Source organism: Streptomyces parvulus (assembly GCF_014648855.1).
GTDB classification, from domain to species: domain Bacteria; phylum Actinomycetota; class Actinomycetes; order Streptomycetales; family Streptomycetaceae; genus Streptomyces; species Streptomyces parvulus.
On the sequence record NZ_BMRX01000001.1, the window covers coordinates 226,854 to 243,961 of the forward strand.

17 protein-coding genes and 1 tRNA gene are annotated in these 17,108 nt (G+C 68.9%); 4 read left to right on the plus strand and 14 right to left on the minus strand.

The window, feature by feature from the left end; all coding sequences use genetic code 11:
- The first annotated feature begins 53 nt into the window (after window positions 1-53).
- Window positions 54-3,278 (plus strand): FG-GAP-like repeat-containing protein, encoded by a 3,225-nt coding sequence (locus tag IE108_RS01055; RefSeq protein ID WP_079163599.1) that lies wholly within the window; start codon window positions 54-56, stop codon window positions 3,276-3,278.
- Between the two features lie 18 nt (window positions 3,279-3,296).
- Here IE108_RS01055 and IE108_RS01060 read toward each other — a convergent pair whose 3' ends face one another.
- Together IE108_RS01060 and dcd are read right to left on the minus strand one after the other, a co-directional pair.
- Entirely contained in the window at window positions 3,297-3,794 is a 498-nt protein-coding gene (locus tag IE108_RS01060) for a phosphoribosyltransferase (RefSeq protein ID WP_064728972.1), read from the minus strand.
- 25 nt (window positions 3,795-3,819) lie between these two features.
- Complete coding sequence (gene dcd / locus IE108_RS01065) at window positions 3,820-4,395, minus strand: dCTP deaminase (protein WP_064728971.1); 576 nt, start codon at window positions 4,393-4,395, stop codon at window positions 3,820-3,822.
- 517 nt (window positions 4,396-4,912) lie between these two features.
- Here dcd and IE108_RS01070 point away from each other — a divergent pair.
- Window positions 4,913-4,986 (plus strand) — tRNA-Gly (locus IE108_RS01070).
- A gap of 49 nt (window positions 4,987-5,035) precedes the next feature.
- On the opposite strand, the gene IE108_RS01075 is transcribed toward IE108_RS01070, so the two are convergent.
- The 10 genes from IE108_RS01075 to IE108_RS01120 form a co-directional block, all read right to left on the minus strand.
- The gene (locus IE108_RS01075; protein ID WP_079163598.1) at window positions 5,036-6,205 is read right to left on the minus strand and encodes a tyrosine-type recombinase/integrase; all 1,170 of its coding nucleotides are present in this window, start codon (window positions 6,203-6,205) and stop codon (window positions 5,036-5,038) included.
- Window positions 6,205-6,417, minus strand: a complete 213-nt coding sequence (locus IE108_RS01080; RefSeq protein WP_064728969.1) for an excisionase family DNA-binding protein — start codon at window positions 6,415-6,417, stop codon at window positions 6,205-6,207. Before IE108_RS01080 ends, IE108_RS01075 begins: the two co-directional genes overlap by 1 nt.
- 2 nt (window positions 6,418-6,419) lie before the next feature.
- Window positions 6,420-7,817, minus strand: coding sequence for a replication initiator protein RepSA (repSA, locus tag IE108_RS01085; protein WP_064728968.1), 1,398 nt, complete (start codon window positions 7,815-7,817; stop codon window positions 6,420-6,422).
- A gap of 89 nt (window positions 7,818-7,906) precedes the next feature.
- Entirely contained in the window at window positions 7,907-8,224 is a 318-nt protein-coding gene (locus tag IE108_RS01090; RefSeq protein ID WP_064728967.1) for a hypothetical protein, read from the minus strand.
- 23 nt (window positions 8,225-8,247) lie between these two features.
- Window positions 8,248-8,403 (minus strand): hypothetical protein, encoded by a 156-nt coding sequence (locus tag IE108_RS01095; RefSeq protein WP_003950175.1) that lies wholly within the window; start codon window positions 8,401-8,403, stop codon window positions 8,248-8,250.
- Between the two features lie 11 nt (window positions 8,404-8,414).
- Window positions 8,415-8,606, minus strand: coding sequence for a mobile element transfer protein (locus IE108_RS01100; protein ID WP_007388789.1), 192 nt, complete (start codon window positions 8,604-8,606; stop codon window positions 8,415-8,417).
- A gap of 1 nt (window position 8,607) precedes the next feature.
- Window positions 8,608-9,291, minus strand: coding sequence for a DUF2637 domain-containing protein (locus IE108_RS01105; protein WP_064728966.1), 684 nt, complete (start codon window positions 9,289-9,291; stop codon window positions 8,608-8,610).
- Between the two features lie 84 nt (window positions 9,292-9,375).
- Entirely contained in the window at window positions 9,376-10,731 is a 1,356-nt protein-coding gene (locus tag IE108_RS01110; RefSeq protein ID WP_064728965.1) for an FtsK/SpoIIIE domain-containing protein, read from the minus strand.
- Between the two features lie 3 nt (window positions 10,732-10,734).
- On the minus strand, window positions 10,735-11,091 hold the full coding sequence (locus IE108_RS01115; protein ID WP_064728964.1) for an SCO3933 family regulatory protein: 357 nt from the start codon (window positions 11,089-11,091) through the stop codon (window positions 10,735-10,737).
- Between the two features lie 139 nt (window positions 11,092-11,230).
- Window positions 11,231-12,010, minus strand: a complete 780-nt coding sequence (locus tag IE108_RS01120; RefSeq protein ID WP_064728963.1) for a GntR family transcriptional regulator — start codon at window positions 12,008-12,010, stop codon at window positions 11,231-11,233.
- Window positions 12,011-12,028: 18 nt separating this feature from the next.
- Between IE108_RS01120 and IE108_RS01125 the strand changes: the two genes are divergently transcribed.
- Both IE108_RS01125 and IE108_RS01130 read left to right on the plus strand, forming a co-directional pair.
- A complete protein-coding gene (locus IE108_RS01125; protein WP_064728962.1) occupies window positions 12,029-12,532 on the plus strand; it encodes an NUDIX hydrolase in 504 nt (167 codons plus the stop codon).
- A gap of 34 nt (window positions 12,533-12,566) precedes the next feature.
- Window positions 12,567-13,010, plus strand: coding sequence for a hypothetical protein (locus tag IE108_RS01130; RefSeq protein WP_064728961.1), 444 nt, complete (start codon window positions 12,567-12,569; stop codon window positions 13,008-13,010).
- Window positions 13,011-13,018: 8 nt separating this feature from the next.
- On the opposite strand, the gene IE108_RS01135 is transcribed toward IE108_RS01130, so the two are convergent.
- Both IE108_RS01135 and IE108_RS01140 read right to left on the minus strand, forming a co-directional pair.
- Complete coding sequence (locus IE108_RS01135; protein ID WP_079163837.1) at window positions 13,019-14,797, minus strand: IS481 family transposase; 1,779 nt, start codon at window positions 14,795-14,797, stop codon at window positions 13,019-13,021.
- A gap of 474 nt (window positions 14,798-15,271) precedes the next feature.
- On the minus strand, window positions 15,272-17,083 hold the full coding sequence (locus IE108_RS01140) for an RNA/DNA-binding domain-containing protein (RefSeq protein WP_079163597.1): 1,812 nt from the start codon (window positions 17,081-17,083) through the stop codon (window positions 15,272-15,274).
- Between the last annotated feature and the right edge of the window lie 25 nt (window positions 17,084-17,108).

Sequence of the window (17,108 nt, forward strand, 5' to 3'; positions counted from 1 at the left end):
GCGGTTCCCTGAACACCCCCCCTGCGCGGAGCGCCCTGGGGAGGGACTCACACGTGACACGTCCGCTGAACAAGCGGGCCGAGCGCCGTCGGCGCGCGCTCGCCCGTACCGCTCTGACCGTCGCGCTCGCCGTGACCGCCGGAGTGGGCGCCACCACGGGAACGGCCGTCGCCGCGCCCGCCGGCACCACCGCCGAACCCGTCGTCATCAGCCCCGGCGCCCGCTTCGTGCCCCGCGCCACCCTGGTCCTGAACGCCGGCGAGACCGGCTTCCTCACCGCCCAGGAGGGCGACGACCGGCTCCGCTGGACCGACTACGCCACCGGCGCGGTCACCGTCCTCGACCACCGGCTGCCCAAGCCGCTCTCCTACGACGTCGACGACTTCCGTTTCGCCGCGTATCCGGGGGAGTTCGGCCACGGCTCCGACACCGTCGCCCTGTACGGGGAGTCCCCCGACCCGCACGTGACGCTCCAGCAGCGGGCCGGCGGCGGACCGACGGTCACGATCCGGATCCCCGAGGGCCAGTCGTACGTCGCGACCTACGGCGACACCGTCGTCACCCGCACCGGTGCGAAGGGCGCGGAGACCGGCCTGCACCTGCTGCGCTCGGTGGACGGCGAGGTGCGCGACCAGAGGGTGGAGGGCCTGCCGGAGGGCTGGAACCTCAGCCTCGGCGAGGGCGACACGCGGTCCGTCGCCGTCCGCGCGATCAAGTGGGAGGACACCACCATGTCCCAGGGGTGGTGGGTCCTCGACCTCGCCACCGGGAAGCTGAGGACGCTCTCCACGCACGGCGAGCGCGTCACCTTCGACCGGGACACCGTCTTCCACCTCGGCGCCCCGGAGCCCTACGCCGCCCAGGTGTACCGCCGGGACGACCCGGACGCGGAACCGACCACCCTCGACCTGCGGAACATGGGGTACGACGAGACCGTCCTGCCCTTCGGCGAGGGCTTCGCCACCGTCTCCCCGCCCAACCCCGGCGACGACGAGTACCGGGGCAACGCCCTGTCCCTGCGCGACCGCGAGGGGAACCACCTGAAGACCCTGCTGGCGGTGGCCGCGCCCTCCGTGCACCGCACGCCCGACGGCTCGCTGCTAGTGACCGGCGCCGAGGCGGACACCGACTACGGCCCGCTCGACTGGGGGTACTACCTCTTCACGCCCGGCGCGGACGGCACCGTCACCCGCAAGCGCCTCGCGGACATCGAGGACCGGGAGGCCGAGCCGGCCGGCATCTCGCTGGGCAGCGGCATCCTCACCACGGCCGACGACTCGAAGCTCTACATGCCGGGCACCTACGTCGGCGGCTACCGGAGCACCTGGCTGAAGACGTCCGGCCGCCCCGAGGAGCTGAAGTCGACGGTCGACGGCCTCGTGTCGGGCCGGGACGACGACTGCGGCGACAGCGAGAGCGGCTACTGCGTCACGATGTTCGCGAGCGGCGACGGGCACCACGGCCGCAAGGCCGCCACCGAGCAGGACGTCACCATGCTCTACCGCAACGGCTCCGCGTCCTGGGGCCCGCGGGTGACCTCGGGACTCGGCAGTCCCGAACTCGTCGACCTGTCCGGCCGGTTCGCCGTCGTGGACCAGGCGTGGGGCGGCACGCAGGCGCTCCTGGACCTCGGGAACGGCGACACCGGCCGCGTCCTCCAGAAGCGGGAACAGGTCGCGGCCGCGCTCTGGGGCAGCACCCTGTGGAGCGCCGCCGGCGGCTGGGCCGGCCCCGGCCAGAACGTGCCGACCACGGTGGCGGCGAAGAACGTGACGACGGGCGCGGCCGGCGAGAGCTTCGACGCGGGGTGCGTCCCGCGCGAGCTCCAGGCCGTGGGCCGCCTGGTGTACTGGCAGTGCGACGACTCCTGGCCCGACTACCGCAGCGGCGGCGTCTACGACCGCCAGACCAGGCGCACCCTGAAGCTCGGCACCGACAGGACGCTGCTCGGCGACGGCTACCTGGTGCGGCAGTCGGACGCGGCCGGTCTCACCCTCATCGACCTGCGCGACGGCCTCCCGGCCTCGGGCACGGAGGCGGACCTGCCCCAGCGGGTGATCGTCACCGCCGCGGAGCTGGGCGAGCGGACCGTGCGCCGGGCCGACTGGACCGTCGACCGCTTCGGCGGCCACGTCGCCTACGCGGGCGCGGACCGCCGGGTGCGGATCGTCCCGTCGGGCGTCCCGGCCTCCCGCGTCGCCGTCGTCGACGCGGACGTGCCCGCCCCGGACGTCGCGGCCGGGGCGTGGCAGCCGCGCTGGTGGCTGTCGAAGCCGGCGGCTTCGTGGTCGCTGACGCTGAGGAACAAGGCGAGCGGCAAGACCGTGCGGACGCTGTCCGGCGGCGAGGCCCGGGGCATGATCGCCCCGTCGTGGGACGGGAAGGACGCCTCCGGCGGCCGGCTCCCGAACGGCTCCTACACCTGGACCCTGACCGCGCAGCCCGCCGACGGCGTCCAGGCCGCCCTCTCCGTCTCGGGCACCTTCCCGGTCACCGGCGGCGCGGCCGTCTGGCGGGACATGGCCGGCGACGACGGCTTCGGCGACCTGCTCACCACGGACGCCGCCGGGGCCGTGTCGCTGTACCGGGGCACCGGAACCGGCGGTCTCTCCGCCCGCACCGCCGGCACCGCGGGCGCCTTCGCCGCCGGCTCGCCGCTCGTGCCCGTCGGAGACGTGGACGGCGACCGGTGCACGGACGTCCTGGTGCGGGTCGGCGACCAGCTGCGGGCCTACCGGCCGGGCTGCGGCAAGGTCGTCGGCGCCTCGTCGCCGTACACGCCGATCGGCGGCGGCTGGTCCCAGTACGACCTGCTGACCTCGCCGGGCGACATGGACAGGGACGGGCTCGTCGACCTGATCGCACGCCAGGCGGCCACCGGGGACATCTACTTCTACGGCGGCACGGCCGACCACCGCCTGAAGCCCCGGGTGCGGATCCAGACGAACTGGAAGCTGTACAAGAGCGTCACCGGCGCCGGGGACCTCAACGGCGACGGCCGCGGCGACCTGCTCGGCCTGGACTCCGCGGGCGTGCTGTGGCGCTACTACGGCACCGCCGCCGGCGGAGTGACCCCCCGGGAGCGGGTCGGCGGCGGATGGAACGTCTACTCCGCCCTCGCCGGCACCGGCGACCTCTCCGGCGACGGCCGCACCGACCTGCTGGCCCGGGACACCACGGGGAAGCTGTGGCGGTACGCGTCCACGGGGTCCGGGGCGTACGGGGGCCGGGTGCTGATCGGCACGGGAGGCTGGAACACGTTCAAGGGCCTGTACTGACCCTTGCGACCGTGACGGTCAGGCGTCGAGCACCTGACCGTCACGCCGGACCACGGGGGGCAGGACGCTCCACGGGAAGTTGATCCACTCGTCGGTCCGCTTCCACACGTACTCGCACTGGACCAGCGAGTGCGACTTCTCATAGATCACCGCGCTGCGGACCTCGGCGACGGTGTCGAGGCAGAAGTCCCGGACCAGCTTCAGCGTCTTGCCGGTGTCGGCGACGTCGTCGGTGATCAGGACCTTCTTGTCGGAGAAGTCGATGACGTTGGGAACGGGCGCGAGCATGACGGGCATGTCCAGCGTGGTCCCGACGCCCGTGTAGAACTCGACGTTCACGAGGTGGATGTTCTTGCAGTCGAGCGCGTACGCCAGCCCGCCGGCCACGAAGACGCCGCCGCGGGCGATGGAGAGCACTATGTCCGGCTCGTACCCGTCGTCCGCGATCGTCTGGGCGAGTTCGCGCACGGCGACGCCGAACTGCTCGTAGGTCAGATTCTCCCGAACATCACTCATGCGCGCGTCCTGCTCATACCTGGGTTCATACCTGGGTCCGATGGAAGTTGAGGAAGGAGCGGGAGGCCGTCGGCCCCCGCTGCCCCTGGTAACGGGACCCGTACCGCTCGCTCCCGTAGGGGTGCTCGGCCGGCGACGTGAGCCGGAACATGCACAGCTGCCCGATCTTCATCCCCGGCCACAGCTTGATCGGCAGGGTCGCGAGGTTGCTCAGTTCGAGCGTCACGTGCCCCGAGAAACCGGGGTCGATGAACCCGGCCGTGGAGTGCGTGACCAGACCGAGCCGGCCGAGGGAGCTCTTCCCCTCCAGCCGCGAGGCGAGGTCGTCGGGCAGCGAGACGACCTCGTACGTACTGGCCAGCACGAACTCGCCCGGGTGCAGGATGAAGGGCTCGTCGCCCTCCGGCTCCACGAGCCGGGTGAGGTCCACCTGCTCGACGGAGGGGTCGATGTGCGGGTACCGGTGGTTCTCGAACACCCGGAAGTAGCGGTCGAGGCGTACGTCGATGCTCGACGGCTGCACCATGGAGTCGTCGAAGGGATCGATCCGCACCCGCCCGGAGTCGATCTCGGCCCGGATGTCCTTGTCTGAGAGAAGCACGCACCGAGGATACGCAAGGCGCGCGGAGCTGCGACAACCGCCGCCGCACCGCGCGCCCGGTCCTGCCCTACCGCTGCTGCGAACCCACCGGCACGGCACTCCTCAGCCGCGCACACCGCGGACATCGGACGAGCCGGCCGGGGCCGAGGCGACCGGCCTGCTGCATCGGGAACGAGGCGGCGGTGAACACGTGCCCATCGGCACAGCGGACGACGGTGGTGCGCTCCATCAAGTCCTTCAAGTCCCTTCCCCAGAAGCCGCGTCTGGGTGTCTTCTACCCTGACGACAAAAGCCACAGTAGGGGATGAAAGAGACGACCTTCCAGGCGGCACTCCGCCCTCGCACGCACCCTCTCGAAGGCCCCCACCGTACGCCCCAACCTACGCCCCACCCGACCCACCCGAAGCCGCGTCCCCCCACCCCGGAACGACCACCGGCCCCACGGCGCAAACACCGGGGGCCAGCGATGGGGTAGAGTAACCGAGCGTCCAGGCACCGACCGTGGTCGGCGTCTTACGCGGGTGTAGTTTAATGGTAGAACATCAGCTTCCCAAGCTGAGAGCGCGAGTTCGATTCTCGTCACCCGCTCCATACAGAAGGCCCAGGTCAGAGACCCGGGCCTTTTTGCTGTGCGCTGTGATCACTCGCCGCGTGCCAGATCCGTGCCAGAAGGCCTGTCGGGCTGCTTCTCCCTGGCAGCGGCCCGCGCCTTCCGCACGGTGGCGTCCAGCCCGGCGGCGACCTCCACTTGCCGCTCGTCGTCGGAGTGCTGATAGATCAGCGCCGCCTTCTCCGAGGACTGCCCGGCACGGACCATGGTGTCTTTGAGCGTGGCCCCGGAGCGCGTGGACAGGGTGTGTCCCGTGTGCCGGAGATCGTAGAAGCGGAAGCCCTCTGGCATGCCGACCGTCTCACGCGCCTTCCGCCACTTCCGCCCGAAGGTGCTGCGCCGGAAGGGAGCACCCTTCTCCCCGACGAAGATCAGCCCGTCCGGGCCCGGCTCGGCATAGCTCTCCAGGTGCCAGCGGAGCTCTCGGCGAAGGAACGCTGGAAGAATCACAGTCCGGGTGCCCGCCTCGGACTTGGTGTCGCCCTGGACGCGTCGCCCGTTCGTCCGCTCCGGCTCGGCGAGGCGGACGCGGACGCGCAGTTCGTCGAGGTCGATGTCTCGGCGCCGGAGGCCGGCCAGCTCTTCCGGACGCATCGGACCGTACGCGCCGAGGTAGACCATGAGCCGCCACCTCATGCCTACGGCTTCGGCAAGGGCATCGACTTGGGCAACGGTCGCGATGCGTCGCTCAGCCGCCTTCTCCTTCCCCGCTCCCTTGATTCGGCACGGGTTGCGGGTGATCAGCTCGTCGTCCACGGCCGTTTCCATGATGGCCTTGAGAAGCCGGTACGCCTTGGCCGTCATCGTCTTGGCATTAGTGGCCCGCAGTCGATCGGCCCGCCATTCGCGGACACGCGGCGCGGTGATCTCGTCCAAGTCCGACGCGGCGAAGGCGAACAGGTGCTTATCGAGGAGGTAACGGTACAGATCTCGGGTGAGCGGCGCGAGCTCTCGTTCGTCGACCCACTTGTCGGCGTAGGCCTGGAAGCTCACCGCGCCTGCCTCGGGATCGCGCCACTCACCCCGGCGGATCTCTGTCTGCCGTTCGGCAAGCCAGTCGTCGGCATCGGCCGTCGTCTCGAAGGTGACGGGCGCCGGACGCATCACGCCGTCAGGGCCCGGATAGCGAGCCTGGTACCGGCCGGATGGAAGCCTTCTGATCGCGCCGAACCGGCGTCGCCTGCCCTTGCTGTTGGCCATCAGGCAGCTGCCCTCCCGAAGCGAGACCGAGGCCGCCTCAGCGGCTCCACAGTGCGCGAGGCGACGTAGTCGCGGAGGGCGCTCTCCGGGATACGAACGTGCCGTCCGACCTTGACGTACCGGATGCGCCGCTCCTCGATGAGCCGCCGGGGAAAGCGGACGGTCGTGCCCAGCAGTTCAGCCGCCTGGTCCACGGTGAGGAGTCCATCCATGGTCACCACTCCCCCTCGGCTGCGGATTGGTCGCGCAGGGCATCGCGGGCGGTCTCGCGGTTGAGCCGGAGGTCCCGGGCGATGGTGGCGGCAAGGGCGGATTCGCCGGGGGTGTGACCGTGTCCGGCGTACTGCCAGTCCCTCAGGACGAGGACGCTGTCCGGCTCGCGGTCGTCCAGGGCGAGGGCGGCATGGTCCTGGGCGGCGCGGTAGTCGGCACGGGCCTGGCGGAGGGCGCCGAGGGTGGTGGAGTAGTGGCGGGACTTCGAGGAGAAGTGACCGCGGAAGCCGAGCATGTGCGCCCACGCCCACAGCCGCCGGTCCGGGTAGAGGCGGTCCAGGTCGCGGCAGGCGGTGATGAGTCGGCGGGTGTGGTCCGGGACCTGGTGGCGGTCGAGTTCGGCGAGTTCGCCGATGCGGCGGTCGAGGGTGCCGGTGTTCTCGGCGGCTTTGGTGGAGTACTTGGCGACGTAGGAGGCGACGGCCTGTTCGGTGATGTCGGAGCCGTCGCCGAAGGCTTGCACCGGCCGGACGTCGAGCTGTGTGCCCCAGCGGAAGGACCGGGCCGATTGGTCTCCGGCGGTCGGAACAGAGACGGACGTGTAGGAGTGCGCGGCAGAAGCATGGATGGCATCGGCGAGGAGGCCCACCGTAGCCCAGGTAGGCGGGGGCGTTCCGGGTCCGTCCGGTCCGTCGAGCCGGATCACCGCGTGGAAGTGGAGGGCGCCGCGCTTCTGGAATTCGGCGACCTTGCCGTAGGAGACGCGGAGGCGGCCGGCGAGTTCTCGGCGGGTGAGGCTGGCGCGGGCGGCGAGTTCGCGGCGCAGTCGTGTGGTGAAGCGCTGCCAGAGCTGTCCGGCATGGTTGTTGAACAGGACGGCGCCCGCGTAGTCGTACGTGGTGGGATCGAGGGCGGTGCCCAGTTCTGGGGCGTCCGGGGCGTGTTGGGTGCCGCAGCGGCAGGTGCCGTGGTCGGGCCGGTTGTGGACCGGGCCGAAGGAGGGGGCTGTAAGCGTGGCGAACACGCGCGGGTGTTCCCGGACCGTGGTGGGGACGTCTCGGCGGTCGTCTCCAGCCAGGCCCGCGCGGATGAGGTGATAGGTGTCGCCTGCATAGGTCCAGGCGCAGGAGGGGCAGCGGGAGGCGCGGCGGTTGCCGCAGGCGAGGCGAAGGCGTCCGCCAGGCTCTACGGCGGTCGTGTAGTGGTGCAGGGTTTCGCCGGTGGTTTTGTCCTTGTGGAGGGTCCAGCCGGTGAGGTGGACGGGGTCGGAGCAACCGCCGGTGCGGCGGACCTGGTCTTCCCAGCGGGTGTAGTCGGGGGCGGAGGCGACGCGGAGGAGGTCGCCGAGGGTGGTCGGGTCGAGCAGCGGGGCATGCGCGATCGGGGCGCGGTGCGCCATGCTGGGTGCTTCCTTCCGGTTGTGAGATCGGTTGGGGACGGCGCCCGGGCGGCGGATGCTTGGCGGTATCGAGGCCGCCCGGGGGCCGGTCAGCGTCGCTTGGCGTCGGCCTGGACGAGGGAGCGGATCACCAGGGCGCAGACGGCGACCGAGGCGCCGGTGATGGCGACGGCCAGGAGCAGCGAGACGAGGACGGCGCCGACGACCAGGACGACGGCCGTTCCGCCGCCGACGAGGGCGAGGGCGGTGCCGGGGGTGAGCTGCACCGTGGGCCGGGACGGCGCAGGAGCGACCGGAGCAGGAGTCGGAACCTGCGCACTCGGTACGACGGCGGTCGGCTCGACGACCACGGGCGGCGTGAGGTGGCCGGCGGGCGTGGGGTTGGTCGGGATCTTCGGGCGGAGCATCGGGGTTCTCCCTTCGGATCGTGCTACTTGACGAAGCCGTTGACGACGGGGGCCAGCACGCTGTCGGCGATGAGGAAGCCGCCGAGGAGCAGTACGGCGATGAGCCACCAGGGCGGGCGGATGAGCTTGACGCCGAGGTAGCCGACGGCGAGGAGCGCGAGCCAGAGCGGGACGTCCATCGGGTGGCCTCCTAGCTGACGCGGCAGCGGTGGGTGCGGGCGGCGAGTTGTGCGGCGGACTGGCTGGAGTAGTCGGCGGACCAGCCGCAGCGGTCGTTGGTGCACACGGCGGCGTGTTTGGTCTGGCCTCGCCGGTCGCGGTGGGTGCCGATCTGCACGGGGCCGATCCGCATGACGGAGTGGAAGAAGTCGCGGGCGGGCATGTCAGTCGATCTCCTCTCGTGTCACGGTCATGTCATTGAGGTGGGCAGCAATGGCGTCGGCGAGGTGAGGCGGGACGCCGAGGCGGGCGCGAAGGGTGTCGGTGTCGATCCGGGCGCCGGTGCGGGCGTGGTGGTCGTCGGCGACTTTGCGGGCATGGTCGACGAGCGCGGCAGGGACCGGCACGGCCGTGGACAGAGCAGGAGCTTCCTCGATCTGCGGGACGGCGGAAGGTTCGGGCGTCGGGCCCGGCTCAGCGGCGGCCGTTTCGGGCGCAGGGTCCGGAGTCGGGTCGGAGGGTGTCGGCGGAGCCGGGGGAGGTTCTGCGGGTGAGTGGGCGAGGAGGGTGCCGCCCATGAATGCCAGTGCGGGCCAGGCCGCGACGAGGATGCGCAGCCAAGGCGGGACGTCGCCCAGGTCGAGGAGCCCTGCGGTGGCGACGTTGGCACCGAGCGACGCGACCAGAGCGATGAGGAACCAGCACCAGGCCAACCGGGACGGCCCATCGGCCCGCAGCCGTCGCCAGGCGGCGACCAGGAGCAGATCGACCGAGACGGGATAGGCCCAGGCTTTCCAGCCGCTCTGTCCGGCAGCGGCGGCGAGGTCGTGGAGGTGGGCGAAGGACAGCGCCCCGGCGATGACGGCCTGAACGAGTACGGCGTCGATACGGAGAGCGGGGCGGGCCATCACGGCTCCTTCCTGTCATCAGGCATGGCTGGGGTAGGGACCCGGCGCGAAGGACGGTCGCGCCGACCGTGGGAGGGGGATGGGTCAGGCGGTGGCCGGGGCTGTCTTGGACAGCGGTACGCGGGCCGAGGGCAGCGCAGCGACCGCGGGCCGGAAGGGCGCGAGGGCGGGCAGCTCGGGGGTGCGGTCGGCGTGCTTGTTGCAGACGTTCACGGCCTGGCGCAGCGTGGTGTACGGGGCGCGGATGCGGTGCCAGCCGCCGGTGGAGTCCCCGGCGATGGCGATGCCGCGGGTCTCGGCGGGGATCTGGATGGCGGCGAGGACGGCGTCCGGGGCGATGTCGCCGAAGGCCATGTTCGCGGACGTCTCGTCGTTGACGCGGTGGGCGGTGCGGCCGGTGAGCTGGGCGCGGAGCATGGTGATGCCCTTGCCGAGTTCGGAGCCGAAGCGCTGCCCGCAGATCTCCAGGTAGACGCCGGCCGCGCGGCCGAGCTGGGCGAGGCGGACCAGGGCGGTGATGATCCGGTCCCGCCGCTTCTCTTCCTCCTTGCTGGCGAAGAGCGCGAGTTCGGCGACCTCGTCGACCAGGACGACGACCGGCACCGGCCGCAGGTCCTCGGGCAGGTCCCAGACGTCGGCGGCGATCTCCGCATCCGGTACGGCGACGCTGATCCGCTGTTCGGCGCGGATGAGTTGATACACGTCCTGCATGTGGGAGACCAGCGCCTCCAGCAGTTCCAGCGCGGTGTCGGGGTTGTCGGCGAGCGCGGAGAACCGGCGTGCCAGCGGAAACAGCTCGACCCCTTGCTTGCAGTCGATCCCGACCAGCGCGACATGGTGCGGAGCGAGCCCGGCCACGAGGTTGCGCTGATACACGGACTTGCCGGACTCCGTGGCCCCGAGAGTCAAACCGTGCGGCACGGCGCGGTAGTCGCGGTAGTGCACCGAGCCGTCCTCCCGCAACGCGACCGGAACACGCATCGGCCGGGTGTCGGTCTTGGCCGGCATCTGCACCCGCTTGAGCACGTCGTAGCCGGTCATCCGGATCTCGACCACACCGGAGCTCAGCTCACGGGAGGTGACGCCGTACATCCCGAAGGAGTGGCGCAGCCGGTCCGAGGCGGCGGCCACGTCGAAGGCGTCCTGCCCCGGGCGGAGTTTGAGCCGGAGGACCAGGCCGGTGTGGGTGGGCCGCAGCCGCAGGATGCGCGGCGCGCGGGATTCCGGTGCCGGGCGGTTGGTCATCCGGGCCAGCATGAGGCGCCAGCGCGAGGGCGGGACCGTGAGCCCGCAGGCCTCCATGACGGAGGCGTAGCGGACCAGGACGCGCACGACAGCGAAGGTGACCCCGAAGGTCGTCCAGTACCAGGCGGGACGCCGCCACCGCAGGAGACCCGCAGCGGCGACGACCACCAGCAGTAAGACCGTCGGCCACGTCATGGCTCAGGCCGCCTTCGAGGCCGTGCCCGTGGTGGCCAGCGAGGTGACGGCGACCGCGCGGAAGGCGATGCCGTGCCGCTTCTGGCCGTTGAACTCGTTCTCCCACGGCCGGGCGATGAGCCCCGTGAGCGCGGCCGGGGTGCCCATGGTCAGGTCACCGGAGATGCCGGTCTCCGGGACGGTGACGGACAGGATCTCGACTTCGTCGTTGGCCGCGAACATCACGTCCACGGTCATCAGCTTCGCGCCGGTCTCGGCGTCGGTAGCGATTTCGCCGGTACGGCGGTCACGCACCTTGGGCTGCGGGGTCTTGGCAACCATCACGGTCGCGGCGGAGGTGTCGACGGGGATCTGACGCACAGCAGAACACTCCTCTACAGATGCTGAACTCCGTCACTCATGTACATGAGTGACATGAAGAAGAGTGCATCACTCCTGTACATGAGTCAACCCGCCGCGACACCGAAGTCACGACGGGTTGCAAGAAGTTGAGCGAGCGTCAGTCGGCGGCAGGGATCCGGTACTCGAAAACGAACTGGTCAGCAGCCATGAGCGTGTCGCAGACCTCCACCACGACCCCGGCGGTCGTACGGGCCTCCCGGATCAGATGAACCACTGGCGCACCCGGACTCAATGCGAGCTCGGAGGCTTCCGCCTTGGAGGCTGGCCGCGCTTGCAGCGTCTCGACGAACTCCGCGAACTCGTGGCCGTGGTCTTCGAGTCGGGCGTAGATGCCACCGCCGCCGGGGTTCTCGGCGAACAGCTCGGGGATGTCCTTGACGACGTCCCACGGGAGGTAGGAGGAGGCGGTCTCGACCGGGGTGCCGTTGCGGAAGTAGAGACGCCGCCGGGCAAGCACCTGAGTGCCAGCGGGAACGCCGAGCCGCCGGGCGGCATCCGCGGGCGCCTCCATCGGGCCGATGTAGAGGACGCTCACCTTGGCCGTGGCGCCGGACTGCGCGGACTCCGCAAGGTACGCGGCCTTGCCGCCCTGGCGAAGCGAGCGCCGGAAGCGGTCGGAGGAACGGTGCCGCACCGGCGGCCGGTCCTTCACGATCGAGCCCTTGCCGTGCCGGGTCTCGACGAGCCCGCTCGCCCGCACCTCGACCATGGCCTTGCGGATCGTGCCGCCGGACACGCCGTAGCGGTCCACCAGCTCCGATTCACTCGGCACCATGTCACCAGGCTTGAGCACACCCGCCCGGATCTGCTGCACGATCTCGTCCGCGATCTGCACGTACCGAGGCCCGGACCTGCCCCCCTCTACCGCAGTTCCCATAGTCCTTCCCTGCCTCCTATGCTCCTGTACATGAGTCAACCACAGGAAGCAACGTCGACGCCCCTGCACTCCGTATCCGTAGCCGGAGTCGTCGTGCGCGAAGACGGCCGCCTCCTGGCAATCCGCCGAGCCGACAACGGCACCTGGGAACTCCCCGGCGGCGTACTCGAACTCAACGAGACCCCAGAGGCCGGCGTAGCCCGCGAAGTCTGGGAAGAGACCGGCATCCACGTCGAGGTCGACGAACTCACCGGCGTCTACAAGAACACCACCCGCGGCATCGTCGCCCTGGTCTTCCGCTGCAAGCCCTCCGGCGGCACCGAACGCACCTCACGCGAGTCCACAGCCGTCTCTTGGCTCACGCCCGTCGAGGTCAGCGACCGCATGTCCGAGGTCTACGCCATCAGACTCCTGGACGCCCTAGACGGGGCTGGCCCCCACGTACGAAGCCACGACGGCAAGCACCTCATCCCTGTCGAGTCCCAGCTGATGCTTGACGATTCGGCGCCAGGTGATGCTTGACGTCTGACCTAGACATCGTGGCTTACTGGCTGCCATGACGGACCGTTTCCCTGAGATCACCTCCGTGGAGGAGTTCATCCGGCTGCGGGAGAGCGAGGATCCGGCGGAGTACAACCGCTCGGCGTGGGCAGCCATGCCGCTGTCCGTCTGGTGGGACCTGGTGCGCAACCGTCCCGACATGCGTGTCTGGGCTGCCCATAACAGGACGGCGCCGTCGGAGATCCTGGCCGAGCTGATCAAGGATCCGGATTGGCGGGTCCGAGACCGGGTGGCCAGCAAACGCAACTGCCCGCCTGAGCTGCTGGAACGGCTGGTCGACGATCCGCATGACGCCGTGCGGAGGCTCGTAGCAAACCATCCGCACTCGCCGTGGCCGGCGGTTGCGGGCTTGGTTGATGACCCGTGGCCGGTCACTGCTCAGGAGGCCCGCGCCCGACTGGCCAACTGGCCGTCCAAGCAGCCGTCCGAACCCTCCTGACACAGCGATCACACGATCTTCCGGCGGTTGTGTTCGCCGGACTTGCGGACCACCACCTCCTTCCTGGTGACACGCGGGACGGTGGTGATCAGATCCTGGCCGTGGAAGACCCGGATCGATGTCTCGTCCAAGTGGGCGGTGACGACCTGGTGGGCGTAGCCGCGGCCGAGCTGGACGCGCTGTCCGGCGACCATGAAGCCGCCGACGCTGCTGACGGTCCGCTCGGCGATCTGCTGGCCGGGCGGAGGCAGCAGCGGTGGCGGCCCGGCCGGACGGCCCCCTTGCAGGCGACCGCAGGCCGAGGGCGGCAGCGGGCTGGGCAGGGTGGCCTGCAGGACACGCTGCTCGTCCAAGACCTGCAAAACCTTCCCGTCGAGGCGGAGGGTGACCCGCTGTCCCGCGAACGGCCAGCCGACCAGGACCTTGTCACCGCCCAGCCCGACGTAGCCGACCGCGTTCACGGTCCGGTCCACCTCCACCGCCCCCTTCGCATCCTGCACCGGTCCGGGATCGTCCGCCCGGGGCCCGGCGGGTCGGGCGTCCCCGCCTGCCAGCAGGGCCTTGAGGTCCCGGCCGGACAGCTTCGAGGGCAGCGTCTTGTGCCGGCCGCCGCCGATCAGGACGTGCAGCCGGTTCACGTCGATCCGCAGGGTCACCGTGATGCCGGCCAGGGCCGGGCCGAACCAGATCTGCTGACCGCGCAGGCTCAGGTTTCCCGAGGCGGGCACTACCCGCTCCACCTCGATCGCACCGACCTCCCCCTCCGCCATCGGCCAGGCCGCCGCCGCCACAGGCTCGGGTGGAGGCTCCGGGACATCAGGTTGGGGGACGGGGTCGAGGCGGGCGGGTAGCACCACCGGCAGGGCGTCCTGCTCGGACCGCGGGCGAGGAACGAAGCGGCTGGCCGGAACGGTCATGTCCAGGGCTTGGTGCGGCCGCATCCGGTTGTAGTCCTCCAGCCAGGCATCCACCACCGCCTGCGCGGTAGCCAGGTCGGTGAACGGATCGCGCCGGTCGAGGAGTTCGCGACGCAGAGTCTGGTGCAAGCGTTCGATCTTGCCCGTGGTCGTCGGGGACTGCGGCTTCGTCAGCCGGTGAGCGATGCCGTTTTCCCGGCAGATCCGGTCGAACATCGTCTCTCCGGGCTTGCCGGGACTGAAGCGGGCGGTGAACTGCTTGCCGTTGTCCGTCAGCACCTCGCCGGGCACTCCGAACCGCACCAGTGCCTCGCCGAAGGCCAGACACACCGCTCGGGCCGTGGCCCGCTGCACCACTTTCGCGATCACCATGAACCGGGAGTGGTCGTCGATCCCGGTGACCATCTTGCACTCGCTGCCGTTGGCCAGCAGGATGCCGCCGACGATGTCCATCTGCCACAGGTCCATCGCCGCCGACCGCTCCCACCTGCGGTAATCCGACCGGCGACGCTTACGCACCCCGGGCTCAATGAGTCCGTTGCGGACCAGGACCCGGTAGATAGTCGCCCGGGACGGCACCGGCGTGGTGCCCCTGCGTTCCAGCTCGTGCACCAGCCTGCGCGGACCCCAGCCCGGATGCCGGCGCCGCAGTTCACACACCAGAGCCTCCGCCTCCGGCGCTGTCCGGTGCGGACACGAGTCCGGCCGGTGTGACCGGTCCGTCAGACCCGGCAGACCCGACTGCTTGTACTTGCGCACCCAGGAGTGCACCGACTGCCTCGACACCCCATACCGGGCGGCGACTTGAGTGACCGGGACCCCCGCGGCGACCTCCATCACCGCGTGATACCGCTGCTCGACCACGCTCAACTCCACCAGCACGGCCCCGGCCCTCCCTGCACGCGGATACGACGCGCACAGCCAAGCCGAGGCAAGCGGTGTCAAGCATCAGGTGAAGCCACAACGTCAAGTATCAACCGAGACAAGACAAGCAAGCACCTCATCCCAGCGGGATAAGACTTTCCCTACTTCATCAAGGCCCGCGCACGGCGCGGGCGCGCGCCGCCTCTACGGCGCGGCCTGCCTCCTGTCTTCGCCCCGGCTGGCCGCGCCCGGCGGCGCGCTCGGCGGCTGCGGGCATGAAGTGGGGAGACACCCTCTGTGGCTGGGGCGGTCGGCTCCACGGCTTTAGGCAGCCACTTTGGGGCGAGCCTCTAAGATCTTGGCCCCAACGTCGTGCTTTAACGGGCAGGTCCACAGACTGCCCGACTCGCCATCAGCTTACGGGGCCAAGATCACTCGCCCCAAAGCAGCTCCAGCCCAAAGCCGCTCCACCGACCTAAATCAGTCAGTTCGGCTTTCACCATCGTGAATTAGCGCCCATTTGCTGTTCCTGTCCCCTTGCCCACCCTGCAAAACTACTCTGCCTTGATCCTTCAATAGGTGCAGCGCGTACAGAGCTTGCCTCTCAGACAAGTTTGTGGCTTTCTGGATTGTCGCCATGGACGCAGGTCCGCTCACTAGAATCTTGGCGATGTTTTCTGCATTTACCCGACGAGCCCCGCGGGCTCTCGAAGCCAAAGGTGTTTCACCCTCCACGGCCGGCACGGGAGGCTCAGATAGCTCACTAGGAACCTCCTCTGATTCGATGGGAAGCCTTTGCTGCTCCGGGGCACCCTCGGGCAGTAGGTTTTCAGACAACTGATAAACGCGACCACCACGCTCACCAACAGCTTCCGCGACCCCTGCGTCCACCAGGCCAGCCAATACCGTCCTAGCGTCCAGGGAGTCCATGGGGAACGCATCCCTGAGCGTCTTATTGGACCACTTGACCCCCTGCCGCATAGCCACCGCTGCATGCCGCTGAATATCACTCAGTGGCACCGCCGGACGCAGAGAAGCCAACCACTCGAGGTCCTCAGAAGCTAGTAGCGTGTGGTTGGGGACCCGAACTGTAAAACGAACTCCCTGATCATGGAAACGAGGTGGAACCATCCCGGCCTCTTGGAGACTTCTGAGGACAGTTGGAATGCCAGAAGCCAGGGCTTCGATGACCCGCTGATCACGAGCATAACGAACATTTTGACAGATGCGAGTCAAGAACCCATTACGAGCAGAAGTGACTCCAGTTTTGCCCAGACGGTCGACTGTCAGCCCCCAGAGGCCGCCCGGATTACTCAGGATGAGCTGACCGCTCTCTAGCTTCAAAGTAATGGCTTCACCCATAGCGTACGGCCCGAGGTCACGGTGAATTAGCGCGTTCGAGAGTAGTTCACGTACTGCCTCGATCGGGTACTCAGGCTCGTCTCGACCATGCCCATCGCGGCCAAATCGAACACGACTTCTCGTATTACGCTGAACCCACCTTAGCGCCTGGTCAAGCATCAGCGGGATCGGACCATCGAATTTTTTCGAATCCACGGCACGAGTACCTGGCGGATCGTTCGGTCCAGGTGCAACACTCGCCTGAATTACCAGGTTCGGATAGTAGTGTTGCGGGTAAAGTCCGAGCGCCAGTACACCCGCCATCGTAGGAGCGCCTTCCCGCTCCGCAACAACTCCCGTCCGAAAGAGGATTTCAGAGTCTTGAAAACGGGCCAATGCGGCGGATGATGATTTACATGTTTCAAGATAGTCAGAGACCAGCGACGGATCAAGATCTGCAATCGTCGCTGCTGCTACTGGTTCCTGGTCAAATCGAGGTGTATCCCGATTGGCAATGAAAGCCTGCTCCTCAAGAAGCGACAGCTCATAATCACCATCATACGAGCGAAGGTAAGCCTTCCCTGTCCCTTTCACTCGACACGGCTTTACCGAGGTGGAAAGCTCATCAATCTGCGCAACAACTATGTCCTTTCCTTCGAATTCCAAACTCCACGAGCGAGGAACTAGAGCTGGCTCCATACCGGTCCGAGCAAGGTTGGCGAGAGCCGCCTTGCAGGCCGCAACGTCATATACTCCAACAGAAGCAAAATTGTCGGACTCATCCAGCCCAAAGAGGAGCGTGCCACCTCCTGGGGTATTGGCAAATGCCGACAAAGTGGGAGCCAAAGTCTGCGGGAATCCCCCTGCAGCCAGCTTGACTTCCACTTCCGCGATGTCGCTACCCTCACTACGCAAGTCCGCGATGACGGTCGCCAGCTCAGCTGTATCCACGCAGGCAAACCTACAAGAGCCCGTT